Source organism: Bradyrhizobium sp. 14AA (assembly GCF_054185205.1).
In genome coordinates this window covers 260398-274682 of the sequence record NZ_JAVAYM010000010.1, presented here as the reverse complement: position 1 = coordinate 274682, position 14285 = coordinate 260398, and the positions used below count along the sequence as shown (strand labels likewise).

The 14285-nt window shown below is 65.2% G+C and carries 13 protein-coding genes; 7 read left to right on the top strand and 6 right to left on the bottom strand.

Going from position 1 to position 14285, the window contains the following annotated elements; genetic code table 11:
- Positions 1-220: 220 nt before the first annotated feature.
- Positions 221-2179, bottom strand: a complete 1959-nt coding sequence (locus tag RAD15_RS20410) for a putative bifunctional diguanylate cyclase/phosphodiesterase (RefSeq protein WP_458179925.1) — start codon at positions 2177-2179, stop codon at positions 221-223.
- A 315-nt stretch (positions 2180-2494) separates the two neighbouring features.
- Entirely contained in the window at positions 2495-2860 is a 366-nt protein-coding gene (locus tag RAD15_RS20405) for a nuclear transport factor 2 family protein (RefSeq protein WP_458179924.1), read from the bottom strand.
- A 101-nt stretch (positions 2861-2961) separates the two neighbouring features.
- On the opposite strand from RAD15_RS20405, the gene RAD15_RS20400 reads away from it, so the two are divergent.
- Genes RAD15_RS20400 through hemC form a run of 3 tightly spaced genes read left to right on the top strand, consistent with a single transcriptional unit; the run spans position 2962 to position 6232 of the window.
- On the top strand, positions 2962-3552 hold the full coding sequence (locus RAD15_RS20400; RefSeq protein ID WP_458179923.1) for a TetR/AcrR family transcriptional regulator: 591 nt from the start codon (positions 2962-2964) through the stop codon (positions 3550-3552).
- A gap of 49 nt (positions 3553-3601) precedes the next feature.
- A complete protein-coding gene (locus RAD15_RS20395; protein WP_458179922.1) occupies positions 3602-5227 on the top strand; it encodes a GMC family oxidoreductase in 1626 nt (541 codons plus the stop codon).
- A 24-nt stretch (positions 5228-5251) separates the two neighbouring features.
- A complete protein-coding gene (gene hemC, locus RAD15_RS20390) occupies positions 5252-6232 on the top strand; it encodes a hydroxymethylbilane synthase (RefSeq protein WP_458179921.1) in 981 nt (326 codons plus the stop codon).
- A 106-nt stretch (positions 6233-6338) separates the two neighbouring features.
- Here the strand turns inward: hemC and RAD15_RS20385 are convergent, their stop codons facing one another.
- Both RAD15_RS20385 and hemE read right to left on the bottom strand, forming a co-directional pair.
- The gene (locus RAD15_RS20385; RefSeq protein ID WP_458179920.1) at positions 6339-6992 is read right to left on the bottom strand and encodes a HEAT repeat domain-containing protein; all 654 of its coding nucleotides are present in this window, start codon (positions 6990-6992) and stop codon (positions 6339-6341) included.
- Between the two features lie 298 nt (positions 6993-7290).
- A complete protein-coding gene (hemE, locus tag RAD15_RS20380; protein WP_458179919.1) occupies positions 7291-8325 on the bottom strand; it encodes a uroporphyrinogen decarboxylase in 1035 nt (344 codons plus the stop codon).
- Positions 8326-8431: 106 nt separating this feature from the next.
- Between hemE and RAD15_RS20375 the strand changes: the two genes are divergently transcribed.
- Together RAD15_RS20375 and RAD15_RS20370 are read left to right on the top strand one after the other, a co-directional pair.
- On the top strand, positions 8432-8647 hold the full coding sequence (locus tag RAD15_RS20375) for a hypothetical protein (protein WP_458179918.1): 216 nt from the start codon (positions 8432-8434) through the stop codon (positions 8645-8647).
- 175 nt (positions 8648-8822) lie between these two features.
- Entirely contained in the window at positions 8823-10727 is a 1905-nt protein-coding gene (locus RAD15_RS20370; RefSeq protein WP_458179917.1) for a sensor domain-containing diguanylate cyclase, read from the top strand.
- A gap of 6 nt (positions 10728-10733) precedes the next feature.
- Here the strand turns inward: RAD15_RS20370 and RAD15_RS20365 are convergent, their stop codons facing one another.
- Positions 10734-10952 (bottom strand): SlyX family protein, encoded by a 219-nt coding sequence (locus tag RAD15_RS20365; RefSeq protein ID WP_458179916.1) that lies wholly within the window; start codon positions 10950-10952, stop codon positions 10734-10736.
- Positions 10942-11709: an oxygen-dependent tRNA uridine(34) hydroxylase TrhO gene (gene trhO, locus RAD15_RS20360; RefSeq protein WP_458179915.1), complete on the bottom strand. Its 768-nt coding sequence runs from the start codon at positions 11707-11709 to the stop codon at positions 10942-10944. The genes RAD15_RS20365 and trhO overlap by 11 nt, the downstream gene beginning before the upstream one ends.
- A 204-nt stretch (positions 11710-11913) precedes the next feature.
- Here trhO and ggt point away from each other — a divergent pair, with 204 nt between their 5' ends.
- Both ggt and RAD15_RS20350 read left to right on the top strand, forming a co-directional pair.
- Positions 11914-13500, top strand: a complete 1587-nt coding sequence (gene ggt / locus RAD15_RS20355; protein WP_458179914.1) for a gamma-glutamyltransferase — start codon at positions 11914-11916, stop codon at positions 13498-13500.
- A 166-nt stretch (positions 13501-13666) separates the two neighbouring features.
- The gene (locus RAD15_RS20350) at positions 13667-14281 is read left to right on the top strand and encodes a (2Fe-2S)-binding protein (RefSeq protein ID WP_458179913.1); all 615 of its coding nucleotides are present in this window, start codon (positions 13667-13669) and stop codon (positions 14279-14281) included.
- Positions 14282-14285 lie beyond the last annotated feature (4 nt).

Genomic DNA, 14285 nt, shown 5'->3' with positions numbered 1-14285 from the left:
TACTGTATTGTGGTGCGGCATGGCGCTGATCTCCATTCGTGTCCCGGAACGCTTGCAGACGTCCAGGATCGAGTAGAATCAACGCCATGCGCTCTGTCCAATAATTTTGAACCGGACAGCCGTGGGCTTGTCCCGGGCATCCACGTTCTTCGTGCCGCCGAGTAAGACGTGGATGGCCGGGACAAGCCCGGCCATGACGCTCGTGGAAAGTGTTGGCGCCCTACGCTGCGTAGGTTGCCCGCTTCTTCGTGTCGAGCAGCGCCAGCACGCCGTCCGCCGACACCGGCCGGCTGATCAGATAACCCTGCACTTCGTCGCAACTGATCTGGCGCAGATATTCGAGCTGATCGGCGGTCTCGACGCCTTCGGCGACCACGCCGATGTTGAGGTCGCGCGCGAGCGAGATCACCGACTTCACGATCGCGGCGCAGTCCGGCTGCACCAGCATGTCGCGAATGAAGGACTGGTCGATCTTGATCCGGCTGAACGGCAGCTTGCGCAGATAGGTGAGCGAGGAGAAGCCGGTGCCGAAATCGTCGAGCGCCACGGTGACGCCGAGCTCCAGCAGCGCGTTCAGCACTGACTCCGCCGAGCCGTATTTCGACAGCAGCATCGATTCCGTGATCTCGATCTCGAGCCGGTGCGGGGCGATCTTGGCGTCGGCAAGCGCCTGCACGATGATCTGGAGAATGCCGGTGTTGTGAAACTGCGCCGCGGAGAAATTCACCGCGACCCTGATCCCGTCCGGCCACTGCGCAACCGTCGCGCAGGCGCGGCGGATGACCCATTCGCCGATCTCGTGGATCAGCCCGGTTTCCTCGGCGATCGGAATGAACTCGCTCGGCGGCACCAGTCCGCGCGAGGGATGCTGCCAGCGCAACAGCGCCTCGAAGCCGGTGATGCGATTGTTGCCGAGGTCGAAGAACGGCTGGAACACCAGAAACAGCTCGTCTCGCCCGACCGCACCTTCCAGATCCGCTTGCAGCGCCTTGCGGTCGCGGGAGACCCTGTCGTCGGCTTCCTCGAAGAAGCGGACCGTGCCGGGTCCCGCCTTCTTGGCGCGATAGAGCGCGGCATCCGCGTTCTTCATGACGTCGAGCGGCGTGTTGCCGTCGCGCGGCGCCAGCACGATGCCGACGCTGGTCGCGCCGACGATCTGGCGCCCCTCGATCCGGAACGGCTCGTCGAAGGCTGTGACGAAGCGCTCGGCGATCTCGAGCGCATCCTCGGGCCGCGCCAGGTTGGCCATCACCAGCGCGAACTCGTCGCCGCCGATGCGCGCGACATGCTCGGCCGCGCGCGTGCAGCGCTGCAGGCGGCTCGCGACCTGGACCAGGAATTCGTCGCCGGCGGGGTGGCCGAATTTGTCGTTGACCTCCTTGAAGCGATCGAGGTCGAGCAGCAGCACGGCGAATTCCTCGCCGGACAAGGCCAGCCGCTTCAAGGCGGCGTCGAGCGTCTCGTTGAAGGCGAAGCGGTTGGGCAGCTGCGTCAGCGAATCCTGCCGCACCGTGCGCTCGGCCTCGATCTGCCGCATCACCCGGCGCGCGAACGAGAACGAGTTGACGAACACGCCGCGCAGCAGCACGCTTCCGTAGACCACGACGAGGAAGGCAATCAGCAGAAAGGCCAGATCGCCGTTCCTGCCGAGGCAGATGGCGATCCCGATGAAGATCGGCGCCGTGAAGGCAATGGCCGCGATCGGGATCGTGGCGAAGGCAAGCGCGCCGCCCGCCAGCATTCCCGAGCACAGACAGGTGATGACGAGCTGGCCGCCGGTCGAGGCGTTGGCGAAGAAGGCGACCGGGACGATGCCCCATGCCGCGCCGAGCAGAAAGGCATTGCGCACCAGCCGGTGCATGGCGCGGCGGGAGACGAATTGCGGCTTGGTGATGCGGCGCGCGGCGTGGGATTGCAGGCCGAATGCGATCGCGCCGCCGGCCACGGCAACCGCCCAGATCAGGGCGAACATCCCGTCCGGCGACTGCCACAGCGCGATCGCCAGCACGATGGCGTTGCAGGCATTGGCAAGCATGATGCCGACCGAATAGCCGAGCACCAGGGACATCTGCTCGGCCCGGATATGGCCGGCGACGGCCTCGTCGGTTGCGGGACCGCCAAAGGCCGACAGATCACCGGCGAACAGCCGCGCGACATAGCTGGTCGTTTGAGTCCGCATTCGAGAGCCTGGCAGCATCGGACGTTGGTCCGGCTAGGCCTGGACAATTCGCCGCAAACCTTTGAGGAACTATGAATTATCGCCGCTTGCGGCGATCGGCTCGACCACTTCTGCGTGTTCCAGTCCTCGTATCGATAACAAATCGATACAAATGCGCGGTGTTGGAAAAGGGAGGGGCCGCAAAAAACTCCGCCGTCATGCCCCGCGAAGGCGGGGCATCCAGTACGCCGCGGCGTCTCGATTGAGCCTCAACTGTCTCGGCGTACTGGATCGCCCGGTCAAGCCGGGCGATGACAGCAGTGTCTAGGCTCGCAGTCACCGCCCCATCTGCTTCGGATCGTAATAGAACCGCTCCTCGACCAGCTGATCGCCCCGCCAGGTTTGCCACGCGATCTCGTCCAGCGTCCGCGTCACTCCTTCCGCATTGGTGAAGGTGAAAACCCAGCGGGTCGCGACATGATCGCCTTCGATCAGGCTCGGCCCGATGCGCACGGCCTTGACCTCCTTGGTCGCGGCCAGCACGCCGCGCTCCTTCGCGACCAGCTTGTCGCGCCCGACCGTCGGCGCGGCGTTGTTCTCATAGGTCGCGGCGTCGGGCGTATAGAATTGTTCTATCGCGCCGACGAAATCCCCGTCCTCCAGGCGCTTGGCAAACGCTTCGACGACATCAAGGCTGGGCATGATCCACCTCACGATAAAACCGACCACTGGTCGGTAAATACCGACCGGTAGTCGAAAAGTCAACTGGCCGCGTCCGCCGAATTGGACTAGAACGGAACAGCATGGCAAAGCAGGCGGAGCGGCGCGCGGCGACGATCGAGGCGATCCTGACGGTGGCGCGCCGGCTGTTCGGCACGCAAGGCTTTGCCGCCACCACCATGGACGAGATCGCGGAAGACGCGCGCATCGCCAAGGGCGCGGTCTATCATCACTTCAAGACCAAGGAGGCGGTATTCGAAGCCGTGTTCGATCTGGTCTCGCGCGATCTTGTCGTCGAGATCGACAGCGCCGCCCGCGCCGAGAAGGACGTGCTCGCCGCGATGGTCGCCGGCACCCAGCATTACTTCGCCGCGACCGCCAAGGGCCCGACCGGCCAGATCATCCTGCGCGACGGCCCCGCCGTGCTCGGCTGGGAGCGCTGGCGCGCGATCGACGCGCAGCATTTTGGCGGCAAGCTGCCGCGTGCGATTGCGACTGCCATGGAAGCCGGCCTGATCGCAAAGCAGCCGGTCGAGCCGCTGGCGCGGCTGCTGCTCGGCGCGGTGACGGAGGCCGCGGTCGCCTGCGCCGGACGCGCCGATATCGCAAGGGCGGGCGCGGAATATGCCCGTGCGTTCAAGTCGCTGGTCGAGGCGCTGCGCGTCGCTGCATGATTGTGCTAGTGACGAACCGGAAACGCCCACACAACAAGAAGACTAGCGCATGAACGCAAATTCCTCTCTCGCATCCACTGATCCCGAATTCGACTATGTCATCGTCGGCGCCGGCTCGGCCGGCTGCGTGCTCGCCAACCGGTTGTCGGCGAACGGCAAGCACAGCGTGCTGCTGCTCGAGGCCGGCCCGAAGGATTCCAACATCTGGATCCACGTGCCGCTCGGCTATGGCAAGCTGTTCAAGGAGAAGACGGTCAACTGGATGTACCAGACCGAGCCGGAGCCCGAATTGAAGGGACGGCAAGTGTTCCAGCCGCGCGGAAAAACGCTGGGCGGATCGAGCTCGATCAACGGCCTGCTTTACGTGCGCGGCCAGCACGAGGATTACGACCGCTGGCGCCAGCACGGCAATGCCGGCTGGGGCTATGACGACGTGCTGCCATATTTCAAGAAGGCCGAGAACCAGACGCGCGGCGCCGATCAATATCACGGCAGCGGCGGTCCGCTGCCGGTCTCCAACATGGTCGTGACCGATCCGCTGTCGAAGGCGTTCATGGACGCTGCGGTCGAGACCGGTCTGCCCTACAATCCCGATTTCAACGGCGCCACGCAGGAGGGCGTCGGCCTGTTCCAGACCACGACGCGCAATGGCCGCCGCGCCTCGACGGCGGTGGCCTATCTCGGCCCCGCGAAGACCCGCGGCAATCTCAAGGTCGAAACCTCCGCGCTCGGCCAGCGCGTGCTGTTCGAGGGACGCCGTGCGGTCGGCGTTGAATATCGCCAAGGCGCAAATGTGCGCCGCGCCCGCGCGCGCAAGGAGGTCGTGCTGTCGAGCGGCGCCTACAACTCGCCGCAGCTCTTGCAGCTCTCCGGCGTCGGCCCTGCGGATCTCCTGCGCAAGCATGGCATCGACGTCGTGCTCGACGCGCAAGGCGTCGGCCACGATCTCCAGGACCACATGCAGGTCCGCATCGTGATGCGCTGCTCGCAGAAGATCACGCTCAACGACACCGTCAACAATCCGCTCCGCCGCACGCTCGCCGGCGCGCGCTATGCGCTGTTCCGCAAGGGCTGGCTGACGATCGCGGCCGGCACGGCGGGCGCGTTCTTCAAGACCAGCCCGCGGCTGGCTTCGCCCGACATCCAGGTCCACTTCCTGCCGTTCTCGACCGACAAGATGGGCGAGAAGCTGCACGATTTCTCCGGCTTCACCGCGTCGGTGTGCCAGCTCCGTCCCGAAAGCCGCGGCTCCCTGCGCATCAGAAGCGCGGACCCGACCGTGCCGCCGGAGATCCGCATCAACTACATGTCGACCGAGACCGACCGCACTACCAACGTCGAAGGCCTGAAGATCCTGCGCAGGATATTGAGCGCGCCGGCGCTGAAGCCGTTCGTGGCTGGTGAGTACGATCCCGGCGCGAAGGTATCCACGGACGCCGAGCTGCTCGATTATTGCCGCGAGCGCGGCAGCACCATCTACCATCCGACCTCGACCTGTCGTATGGGCAATGACGCGCTCGCGGTGGTCGACCAGCGGCTGAAGGTGAGGGGGCTCGAAGGCCTTCGCGTCGTCGACGGCTCGGTCATGCCGGACCTCGTGTCGGGGAACACCAACGCGCCGATCATCATGATCGCCGAAAAGGCCTCCGACATGATATTGGAGGATGCGCGCTAACCCGCGCGACTGATGGAGAACGGCTTGGCTACGCGACTGAAGATCGGCACCCGCAAGAGCGCGATGGCGCTGGCACAGACGGAAGAGATCGCGCGCCGCCTGACCGCCGCCGTGCCGGGTCTCGACGTCGAGATCGTCAAGTTCGACACCACGGGCGATCTCGACCAGACCAGCAAGCTGCTGCCGCATGGCGGCAAGGGCGGCGCCTTCGTCGCGCAGATCCGCGCCGCCGTACTCTCGGGCGAGTTGCAGGCGGCGATGCACTCGCTGAAGGACATGCCGGGCAACGAGGACACGCCCGGCCTCGTCATCGGCGCGACGCTGTCGCGCGATCCGCCGAACGACGCGCTGGTGCTGCGCGAGGGCGTAACGATCGAGGCGCTGCGCCAGTCCCGCGGCAAGGGCTTTAAAATCGGCACCAATGCGGTGCGCCGGGCGGCCTATGCGCGGCGGCTGTTTCCGGACGTGGAAGTCATCCACTTCCGCGGCGCCGCCGACACGCGTGTGCGCAAGCTCGACAATGGCGAGAAGCAGCGCCTGCCGGATGGCGGCGCCGTGGGCCCGGCCGATGCGCTGATCATGGCGCGTTCCGGCCTCGACCGCGTCGGTCTCGCCGGCCGTATCGCCTACGAATTCACCGCGGCTGAGATGCTGCCGGCGGCAGGGCAGGGCATTGTCGCGGTCGAATGCGCAGCGCAGGACTGGCAGACGCGGCGCATCCTCGCATCGATCGACGATCCCTCAGCGCATGCTTGTGCCGATGCCGAACGCGAAGTGCTGTGGGTGCTGAACGGCCACTGCAATTCGCCGGTGGCCGGCTTCTCGACCATCACAGGCGATCGGATGTCGCTCACCGCGTCCGTGCTCGACCTCTCCGGCAACACCATCATCGAAGCCTCGCGCGAAGGCCCCGCCAACCGGCCGCGTGAACTCGGCCGTGCGGTGGGTCTCGATTTGCTTGGTAAGGGCGCCGCTGAAATCATCGAGCGCAGCCGGCCGCGGTAGAAAAGCTTTCTTCCAGACGACGGACATTTGTACCTGACGAGCACTTGTGCGCCAGTGCGAGACGAGTGTCTGGAAGATCGCCCCTTTACTGGCTTTCCTTGTAAGCCTACTTCGAGCGGAGCTTGTTGGCAGCATTGACGAGATGTTGCCGCCCGTCGCGCTCAGCGAGATCCAGATGCGACTGGAGCAATGGCGAGCGACAGGCGAAAAGTGCTTCGAGCGCGGCCATGCGCTGATATTCGTGCTCGGTGCTCCACGCGCGAAGCGCAAGCGCCTCTGCCTCACTTGTCTGTCTGCGAGCGAGAGCAAGAAGCGCCCGCCGGCTTACGTACTCATCCCGATCGTGAAAAAGTTGCACCAGCAGCGGTTCAACTTCATTGGCGGGAAGCTCAATGCTCCCAAGGGCATCTGCAAGCTGCCATCGGGCGTCTTGTTCCGTTGAACGGAGGGCGGCCCTCGCCAAAACCACGAGATGAGCAGGCCTGGTGATCAGCTCTTCCTTGAGCATCTCCATTTCATTGTCGCGGGCAAGGATGTAAAGCAGCATCTCGATGACCGAAGCGTTCCAACGCTGCGGGACGCCTGAATCCAAAAATGCGGTGAAGGCACTCGTGATCGATGGCCATTGATCGTAGTCGCATTCCCACTCACCAGATCGCTCGCCAACCGGGTAGCAATCAGCCCAATTCCGGAATGCCGACACTGCCTCAGCCAATCTGGCCTCAGCAGTGCCAGAGTGCTCGCTCGGTTCGTCGATCATGGGTATGCACGTCCGATCTGCTCTCGGCAAAATGGCGTTGGGGCGATGATGGCAGTATGCCCTGTTTTGCCCGACGGGTCAAATCATATTCTGAAAAAGCGAATGAGTGCGTCGCGCGAAATTCTTCAATGATTTGTACTGTGCATGGGGTTGTTTTCGCGTTTTTTTTGTTGAGCCGGCCATAAGAGGTCGTCATGCCCGGGCTTGTCCCGGGCATCCACGTTCTTCGTGCTGCGTGGTTAGGCGTGGATGGCCGGGACGAGCCCGGCCATGACGATGTGGAGAGGCCGGTCGCCATTCACCCCCGCACGCGCTTCAGCATCTGCTCGACATGGGCGATCGGAGTCTCCGGCTGGATGCCGTGGCCGAGGTTGAAGATCAGCCGGCCCTGCGCAAAATTCGCCAGCACGTTGTCGACCGCGCGGTCGAGGGCTGCGCCACCGGTAATCAGCGCCAGCGGATCGAGATTGCCCTGCACGGCGACCTTGCTTTGGACGCGCTCGCGGATGAAGGCGGGCTCCGCGGTCCAGTCGATGCTCACGGCATTCACGCCGGTCGCCTCGACGTAACCAGGCAATTGCGCGCCGGCGCCGCGCGGGAAGCCGATGATCTTCGCATCCGGCACTTTTGCGCGCACGCCTTCGACGATGCGCCGCGTCGGCTCGACCGACCAGCGCGCGAACTCGGCCGGCGGCAGCACGCCCGCCCAGGTGTCGAAGATCTGCAAGGCATTGGCGCCGGCAGCGAGCTGGGCCAGCAGATATTCGATCGAGTTCTCCACCAGCACGTCGATGATTTTCGCAAACGCCTCCGGATGCCGGTAGGCCATCATCCGCGCCGGCGCCTGGTCCGGCGTGCCCTGGCCGGCGACCATGTAGGTCGCGACCGTCCACGGTGCCCCGCAGAAGCCGATCAGCGCGGTCTTCGGATCGAGCGCGGCGCGCACGATCTTGAGTGCCTCGAACACCGGCGCGAGCTTACCGAAATCGGCGCGCGCGGCGAGCGTCGCGACCTTGGCGGGATCGTCCAGCGGCTCGAGCCGCGGACCCTCGCCGACCTCGAAGCGCACCGAGCGGCCGAGCGCGTAAGGGATCACGAGAATGTCGGAGAAGATGATCGCGGCGTCGAAGCCGAACCTGCGGATCGGTTGCAGCGTCACCTCGGCCGCAAGCTCTGGATTGAAGCAGAGATCGAGGAAGCCGCCGGCCTTGGCGCGCACCTCGCGATATTCCGGCAGGTAACGACCGGCCTGCCGCATCATCCACATGGGCGGGATGGTCTGGCGCTGGCCGGAGAGCACGTCGATGAAAGGTTTCGTCGCAGACTGGGGCACGAATGGTCCTGCACAAGGTTATGGCCCCTGATACACCGCCCCGGTCCTCAGCGGAACAGGGGAACCAGCGCAATTGGACCGCGTTGACCAGCCAATGGAGGAGATCATGGCTGAGACATTCAATCCCGCGCCGCACGACAAGCATGCCGACGATCTGCGCGAGGCGCTCACTGCCGACCGCCATACCAAGCTCGACGCCGGGCTGAAAGATACCTTCCCCGCTTCCGATCCCGTGAGCGCCACCCAGCCGACGCCCTCCAGGGCCGATGCGGATGCCGACCATCCTTCGCTCTGGGACAAGGTTAAGGCGCTCTTCAGCTAGCGGCGGGAAGGCCGGATTCCGACAGGTTTGCTAATGTCTTGTTAGCGATGCGCGAATCCTTGCGTCCGTAGGACTACTGGAAACCGGGGAGATCGCCGCGTATTCCGGTAGTGATTTCAGAGTTCAATAATAGAAGCGGCAGAGGTTCCGAAAACGATCGGAGATATTCTGCCGCATGAACGTTGTGACCCTCAGAGCCGGATGGAGCCGCCTGCCGCTGCGCGCGGCGGCATTCGTCGTTCTCACCTGCGCGACCATCCTCGGCGTCAGCGGCTGGCGCGAATGGGCGGCACGCGAGGCGGTGCTCAGAGGTGCCGAGACCGAGATGGCCAATGTTGCGCGCTCGCTGACGCAGCACGCCGAGGACAGCCTCGACCTCCTGGATTCCGGCGTCGTCGGCGTCGTCAGCCGGCTGGAGATGGACGGCACCGAACCGGCTACGATCGCCAAGCTCAGAACCCTCCTGGAGGCGCGCAAGAAGGCGATGGAGCGGGTCCACAGCCTCGCCATCATCGACGACCACGGCAACTGGCTGACCTCGCCGGGCACGATCGGCTCGACGTTCAGCGACGACGCGTTCTTCCGCCAGCACCAGCTGTCCCCGAAACGTGAGGCTCATCTCGGCCGTCCCGTGAAGAGCCTGCTCGATGGCGAATGGGTCATCACCCTGTCGCGCCGCTTCAACAAGCCGGACGGCAGCTTCGGCGGCGTGGTGCTCGCGACCATCAGTTCCGGATATCTGTCGCGTTTCTACGAGCAGTTCGAGATCGGCCGCAACAGCTCCGTGGCGCTGACACATGGCGACGGCCTGATCGTCGCGCGCTATCCGAGCAACGAGAAATTCGTCGGACGCAGCGTCGCCGACAAGCCGCTGTTTCGCAACCCGAGCCTGCAGGGGCCGAGCGGCGCCTATCACTTCAAGTCGCCGCTGGACGGCGCCGAACGAGTCAGCTTCTTCAAGCGCAGCAACCGCTATCCGTTCTTCCTGCTCGCCACCGTCGACAGGGACGAGCTGCTGGCGCCCTGGCGCGCCGCGGCGATCTCCCGCATGCTCTACGTGCTCGCGCTGGTCATGCTGATCGCGATCATCGGCGCGGTGCTGGTGCGGCAGCTGCAGCGGGGCCAGCGCATGGCGGCCGCGCTGGTCGAGAAGGAAGCCCATTTCCGGCTGCTTGCCGAAGGCTCCAGCGACATGGTGACCCGCATCGGGCTCGACGAGCGGCTGCGCTACGTCTCGCCGTCGTCGGCGCGCGTCGTCGGCTGGCGCGCCAATCAGCTGATCGGAACGCCGGCACTCGCCGGCGTTCATGCGGACGACCTGCCGCGGGTCCAGGCGATCGTCGACGCCATGAAGCGTGGCGAGAAAGAGGAGGCGCGCGTCACCTACCGCAGCTCGCACCGGCAGAAGGGCGAAGTCTGGCTCGAATCGACCATGCGGGTGACGCGGAAGGACAATGGCCGCGTCGACGGCGTGGTCGCGATCTCGCGCGACATCACCGAGCACAAGCAGCTGGAAACCAGGCTCGAGACGCTTGCGATCGAGGACAGCCTCACCGGGCTTGCCAACCGCCGCCGCTTCGACGAGCGGTTGAAGGAAGAATGGGCGCGCGCCTATCGCGACCGTTCCAGCCTCGCTCTGCTGATGATCGACGTCGACCACTTCAAGGCCTACAACGACGAATACGGCCATCCCGCGGGCGATGCCTGCCTGCGCGTGATCGCCAAGATCCTCGCGGCGGAGATGCAGCGCGCCGGCGATCTGGCGGCGCGCTACGGCGGCGAGGAATTCGCGATGCTGCTACCGAATACCGATGCTGCCGGCTGCGCCCGGATCGGCGAGCGGATCCGCCAGGCCATTCACGAGGCCGGCCTCGTCCACGCCTCGAGCCCGAGTTCGGGATGCGTGAGCGCCTCGCTCGGCGGCGCTGCCTGCCGCCCTTCGTTCGAGCGCACCGCGGGAACGGCTTCACTGGTGGAGGCCGCGGACCGCGCGCTCTATGCCGCCAAGGACGCAGGCCGCGACCGCCTGATGATGTCGGGCGAGGTCATGAACCTGTTGCCCAGGGCGGTCGGCGAGTAAGATCGCTCAATAATGCGGCGGGGGCTCGTTGGCGGGGCCCGGCGCGTTCGCTTCGGCTTCCTGAAGCCGCTCGCCGAGCTCTGTGATCTTCCGCGTCAGCACGTCGATCTGCTTCCACTGCGCGGTAATCGTCTGGTTCAGCGTCTCGATGGTGTCGTCCTGATAGGCGATGCGCATCTCCAGCGCGTCGATGCGCTCGGCGAGCGTCTTGATCTCATTCGTCACGGTCGTGCCCCATGTCTTGTTCGAGCGAGCTCCGTTCGCGCAGACCATGGCCGAGCGCGACGCGCTCGTCGAACACGAAGCATTCGCCACGCCAGCGGCTCTGCGCCTCCGGCACCTCTTCCAGATATTTCAGGATGCCGCCCTTGAGGTGGTAGACCTCGGCAAAGCCACGTGCGAGCAGATGTGCGCTCGCCTTCTCGCAGCGGATGCCGCCCGTGCAGAACATCGCGATCTTGCGATGTTTTGCCGGATCGAGCTGCTCGGCGGCAAAGTCCTTGAACTGGCCAAAGCTCCTGATGCCGGGATCGACCGCGCTCTTGAACGTGCCCATCGCTACCTCGAAGGCGTTGCGGGTGTCGAGCACCAGCGTATCGGGCGCCGCGATCAAGGCGTTCCATTCGGCTGCATCGACATAGGTGCCGACCTGGCGTGTCGGATCGGCGGCCGCGTCGCCGAGCGTGACGATCTCCTTCTTGAGCCGCACCTTGAGGCGGCCAAACGGCATCGCTGCGGCGGTCGAGAACTTCAATTCGAGATTGTTCAGCCTGCCGCCGAACATGCTGCCGTGTGCAAGCTCATGGGCGAGGGTGTCGATCGCCTCCGGCGCGCCCGCGACCGTGCCGTTGATGCCCTCCTGTGCCAGCAACACGCTGCCCCTCAGCGCGAGACCAGCGCAGAACGCGCGCAGCGGCTCGCGCAGCTCGCGGTAATCGGGCAGGGCGGCGAATTGGTAGAAGGCGGCGACCTTGGTCAGCATGCGGCTCGTTTAGCAGGCGGCCGCCGCCCAGAAAACCCGCATGGCTGCGGATCGCGAAAGGACTAACAGCGGATGGCTGCCATTTCCCTGGTATGCCAGCATTGCCCCGGCGGGCCGGAATGTGTCATGTAGGCCCGGTTTTTTCCGGGATGGCGCGCCATCCGCGTACACGGCCCAAGACAGCCTAACGAGAGCAAGAATTCGATGAGAAACTTCCATTTCCCCGGCAGGTCCACGGTCCACGCCACCAACGCGATGGTGGCGACCTCGCATCCGCAGGCGTCGCTCGCTGCGATCGAGGTGCTGCGCGAGGGCGGCACGGCGGTCGACGCGGCGGTCGCGGGGTCGGCCGTGCTCGGCGTGATCGAGCCGCAATCGACCGGCATCGGCGGTGACTGTTTTGCGCTGATCCAGCCGCGCGGCGAGGGCAAGATCCTCGCCTATAACGGCTCCGGCCGGGCGCCGAAGGCGGCGAACGCCGACTGGTATCTTGAGCGCAAGATCACTTCCGTGCCGCTGACCTCGGCGCATGCGGTCTCGATCCCCGGCGTGATCGACGCCTTTGCGACCGTGCTGCGGGATCACGGCAAGTTCGGCTTCGACCGGCTGCTCCAGCCTGCGATCAAGGCGGCGGAAGAGGGCTACGTCGTCGCCCCGCGCATCGCCTTCGACTGGAAGAACCAGTTCGAGAAGCTGAAGAACGGCACCAACACCCAGCGCTATCTGCTGCCGGGCGGCAAGCCGCCGGTCGCCGGCGACGTCATCCGCCAGGCCGAGCTCGGCAAGACGCTGCGGGCGATCGCCAAGGACGGCCGCGACGCCTTCTACAAGGGCGCCATCGCCGAAGACATGGTCGAGACCCTGCGCGGCATCGGCGGTCTGCACACGCTCGACGATTTTGCCGCGCACACCACCGAGACGACGACGCCGATCGGCACCATGTACAAGGGCTACGACGTCTGGCAATGCCCGCCGAACGGCCCGGGCGTCACCGCGCTGTTGATGCTCAACATCCTGTCGCGCTTCGACCTGACGAAGTATGCGCCGCTGAGCGTCGAGCGCTTCCATCTCGAGGCGGAAGCCGCGCGCATCGCCTACATGAATCGCGAGATGCATGTCGCCTCCCCCGATCACATGAAGATCAACGTCGCCGAGATGCTCGAAAAGGGTTTTGCCGACGAGTACATCAGCAAGATCCGCATGGACGGCATGCTCGACCTGCCGAACGTCGCGCCGCCGATGAACCCGTCGACCATCTACATCACGGTGGTGGACAAGGACCGCAACGTCTGCTCGTTCATCAACTCGGTCGCGCATTCCTTCGGCTCGGCCATCGTCTCCAACAAGACGGGCGTGCTGTTCCAGAATCGCGCCGGCGGCTTCCGCATCCAGCCGGGCCATCCCAACTGCATCGAGGGCGGCAAGCGCCCGCTGCACACGATCATGCCGGGTCTGCTCACCAAGGGCGGCCGTTCCACGATGTCGTTCGCCGTGATGGGCGGACAGTACCAGCCGACCGGCCAGACCCATCTCCTGACCAACATCCTCGACTATGGCTGCGACGTGCAGGAGGCGATCGACATGCCGCGCGGCCTGCACTACGAGGGCCAGTATCAGCTCGAGGACAGCGTGCCGGCCGACATCGTCGAAGGCCTGAAGAAGATCGGCCACAAGACCGCCAGCGTGGTCGGTCCGCTCGGCGGCGCCCAGGCGATCTGGATCGACTGGGACAAGGGCACGCTGACCGGCGGTTCCGATCCGCGCAAGGATGGCTGCGCGCTCGGCTATTGATCGGCGCGCGAGGTTCCTCGCGCAGGATCAGAAAAAGTTGACGAAGGGCGACGCGGCATCTGCTGCGTCGCCCTTTCTCGTTCGGAACGGAGCTCATGGCCCCAAGTTGGTGGGCGGTGAGCGGCGCAGGCGTGCGCTGCTTTGCTTGAAGCGGCGGAGGCCGTCCATGTCCGATAAATCAAGTTCCAGACCATCCGGATTCGACCGGCGCGCCTTCATGGCGGGTGCTGCCGGCAGTGCGCTGGTGCCAATGACCGCGCGTGCGGCCGCGCAGGATGCGAGCACGTCGGTCGTGCAGGATCCGTCGCTTCCCGTCGACGTCACGCTGCAGGTCAACGGCAAGGACAAGCGCCTGTGGATCGATGCCCGCACCACCGTGCTCGATGCGCTGCGCGACCATCTCAAGCTCACCGGCAGCAAGAAGGGCTGCGATCACGGTCAGTGTGGCGCCTGCACGGTGCTGATCGACGATCGGCGCGTCGTGTCGTGCCTGACGCTTGCGGTCGCCGCCGAAGGGCAGGAGATCACGACGATCGAGGGGCTTGCCACCGACGATCGCCTGCATCCGATGCAGCAGGCCTTCATCGACAACGACGCGTTTCAGTGCGGCTACTGCACGCCTGGCCAGATCATGTCGGCGGTCGCCTGCGTCAAGGAGGGGCACGCGGGCAGCGAGGCCGACATCCGCGAATATATGAGCGGCAACATCTGCCGCTGCGCGGCCTATCCCAACATCGTCGCGGCTGTGAAGCAGGCGGCGCCCGAGATCATGAAGGGCTAGTCGC

Bases quoted from the DNA above. Each gene is read 5' to 3' on its own strand.
- RAD15_RS20400 (WP_458179923.1), top strand. From the start codon at position 2,962: ATGGCAAAGCAGGCGGAGCGGCGCGCGGCGACGATCGAGGCGATCCTG.
- RAD15_RS20385 (WP_458179920.1), bottom strand. From the start codon at position 6,992: ATGATCGACGAACCGAGCGAGCACTCTGGCACTGCTGAGGCCAGATTG.
- RAD15_RS20405 (WP_458179924.1), bottom strand. From the start codon at position 2,860: ATGCCCAGCCTTGATGTCGTCGAAGCGTTTGCCAAGCGCCTGGAGGAC.
- ggt (WP_458179914.1), top strand. From the start codon at position 11,914: ATGAGAAACTTCCATTTCCCCGGCAGGTCCACGGTCCACGCCACCAAC.
- RAD15_RS20410 (WP_458179925.1), bottom strand. From the start codon at position 2,179: ATGCGGACTCAAACGACCAGCTATGTCGCGCGGCTGTTCGCCGGTGAT.
- RAD15_RS20370 (WP_458179917.1), top strand. From the start codon at position 8,823: ATGAACGTTGTGACCCTCAGAGCCGGATGGAGCCGCCTGCCGCTGCGC.
- RAD15_RS20395 (WP_458179922.1), top strand. From the start codon at position 3,602: ATGAACGCAAATTCCTCTCTCGCATCCACTGATCCCGAATTCGACTAT.
- RAD15_RS20350 (WP_458179913.1), top strand. From the start codon at position 13,667: ATGTCCGATAAATCAAGTTCCAGACCATCCGGATTCGACCGGCGCGCC.
- trhO (WP_458179915.1), bottom strand. From the start codon at position 11,709: ATGCTGACCAAGGTCGCCGCCTTCTACCAATTCGCCGCCCTGCCCGAT.
- RAD15_RS20375 (WP_458179918.1), top strand. From the start codon at position 8,432: ATGGCTGAGACATTCAATCCCGCGCCGCACGACAAGCATGCCGACGAT.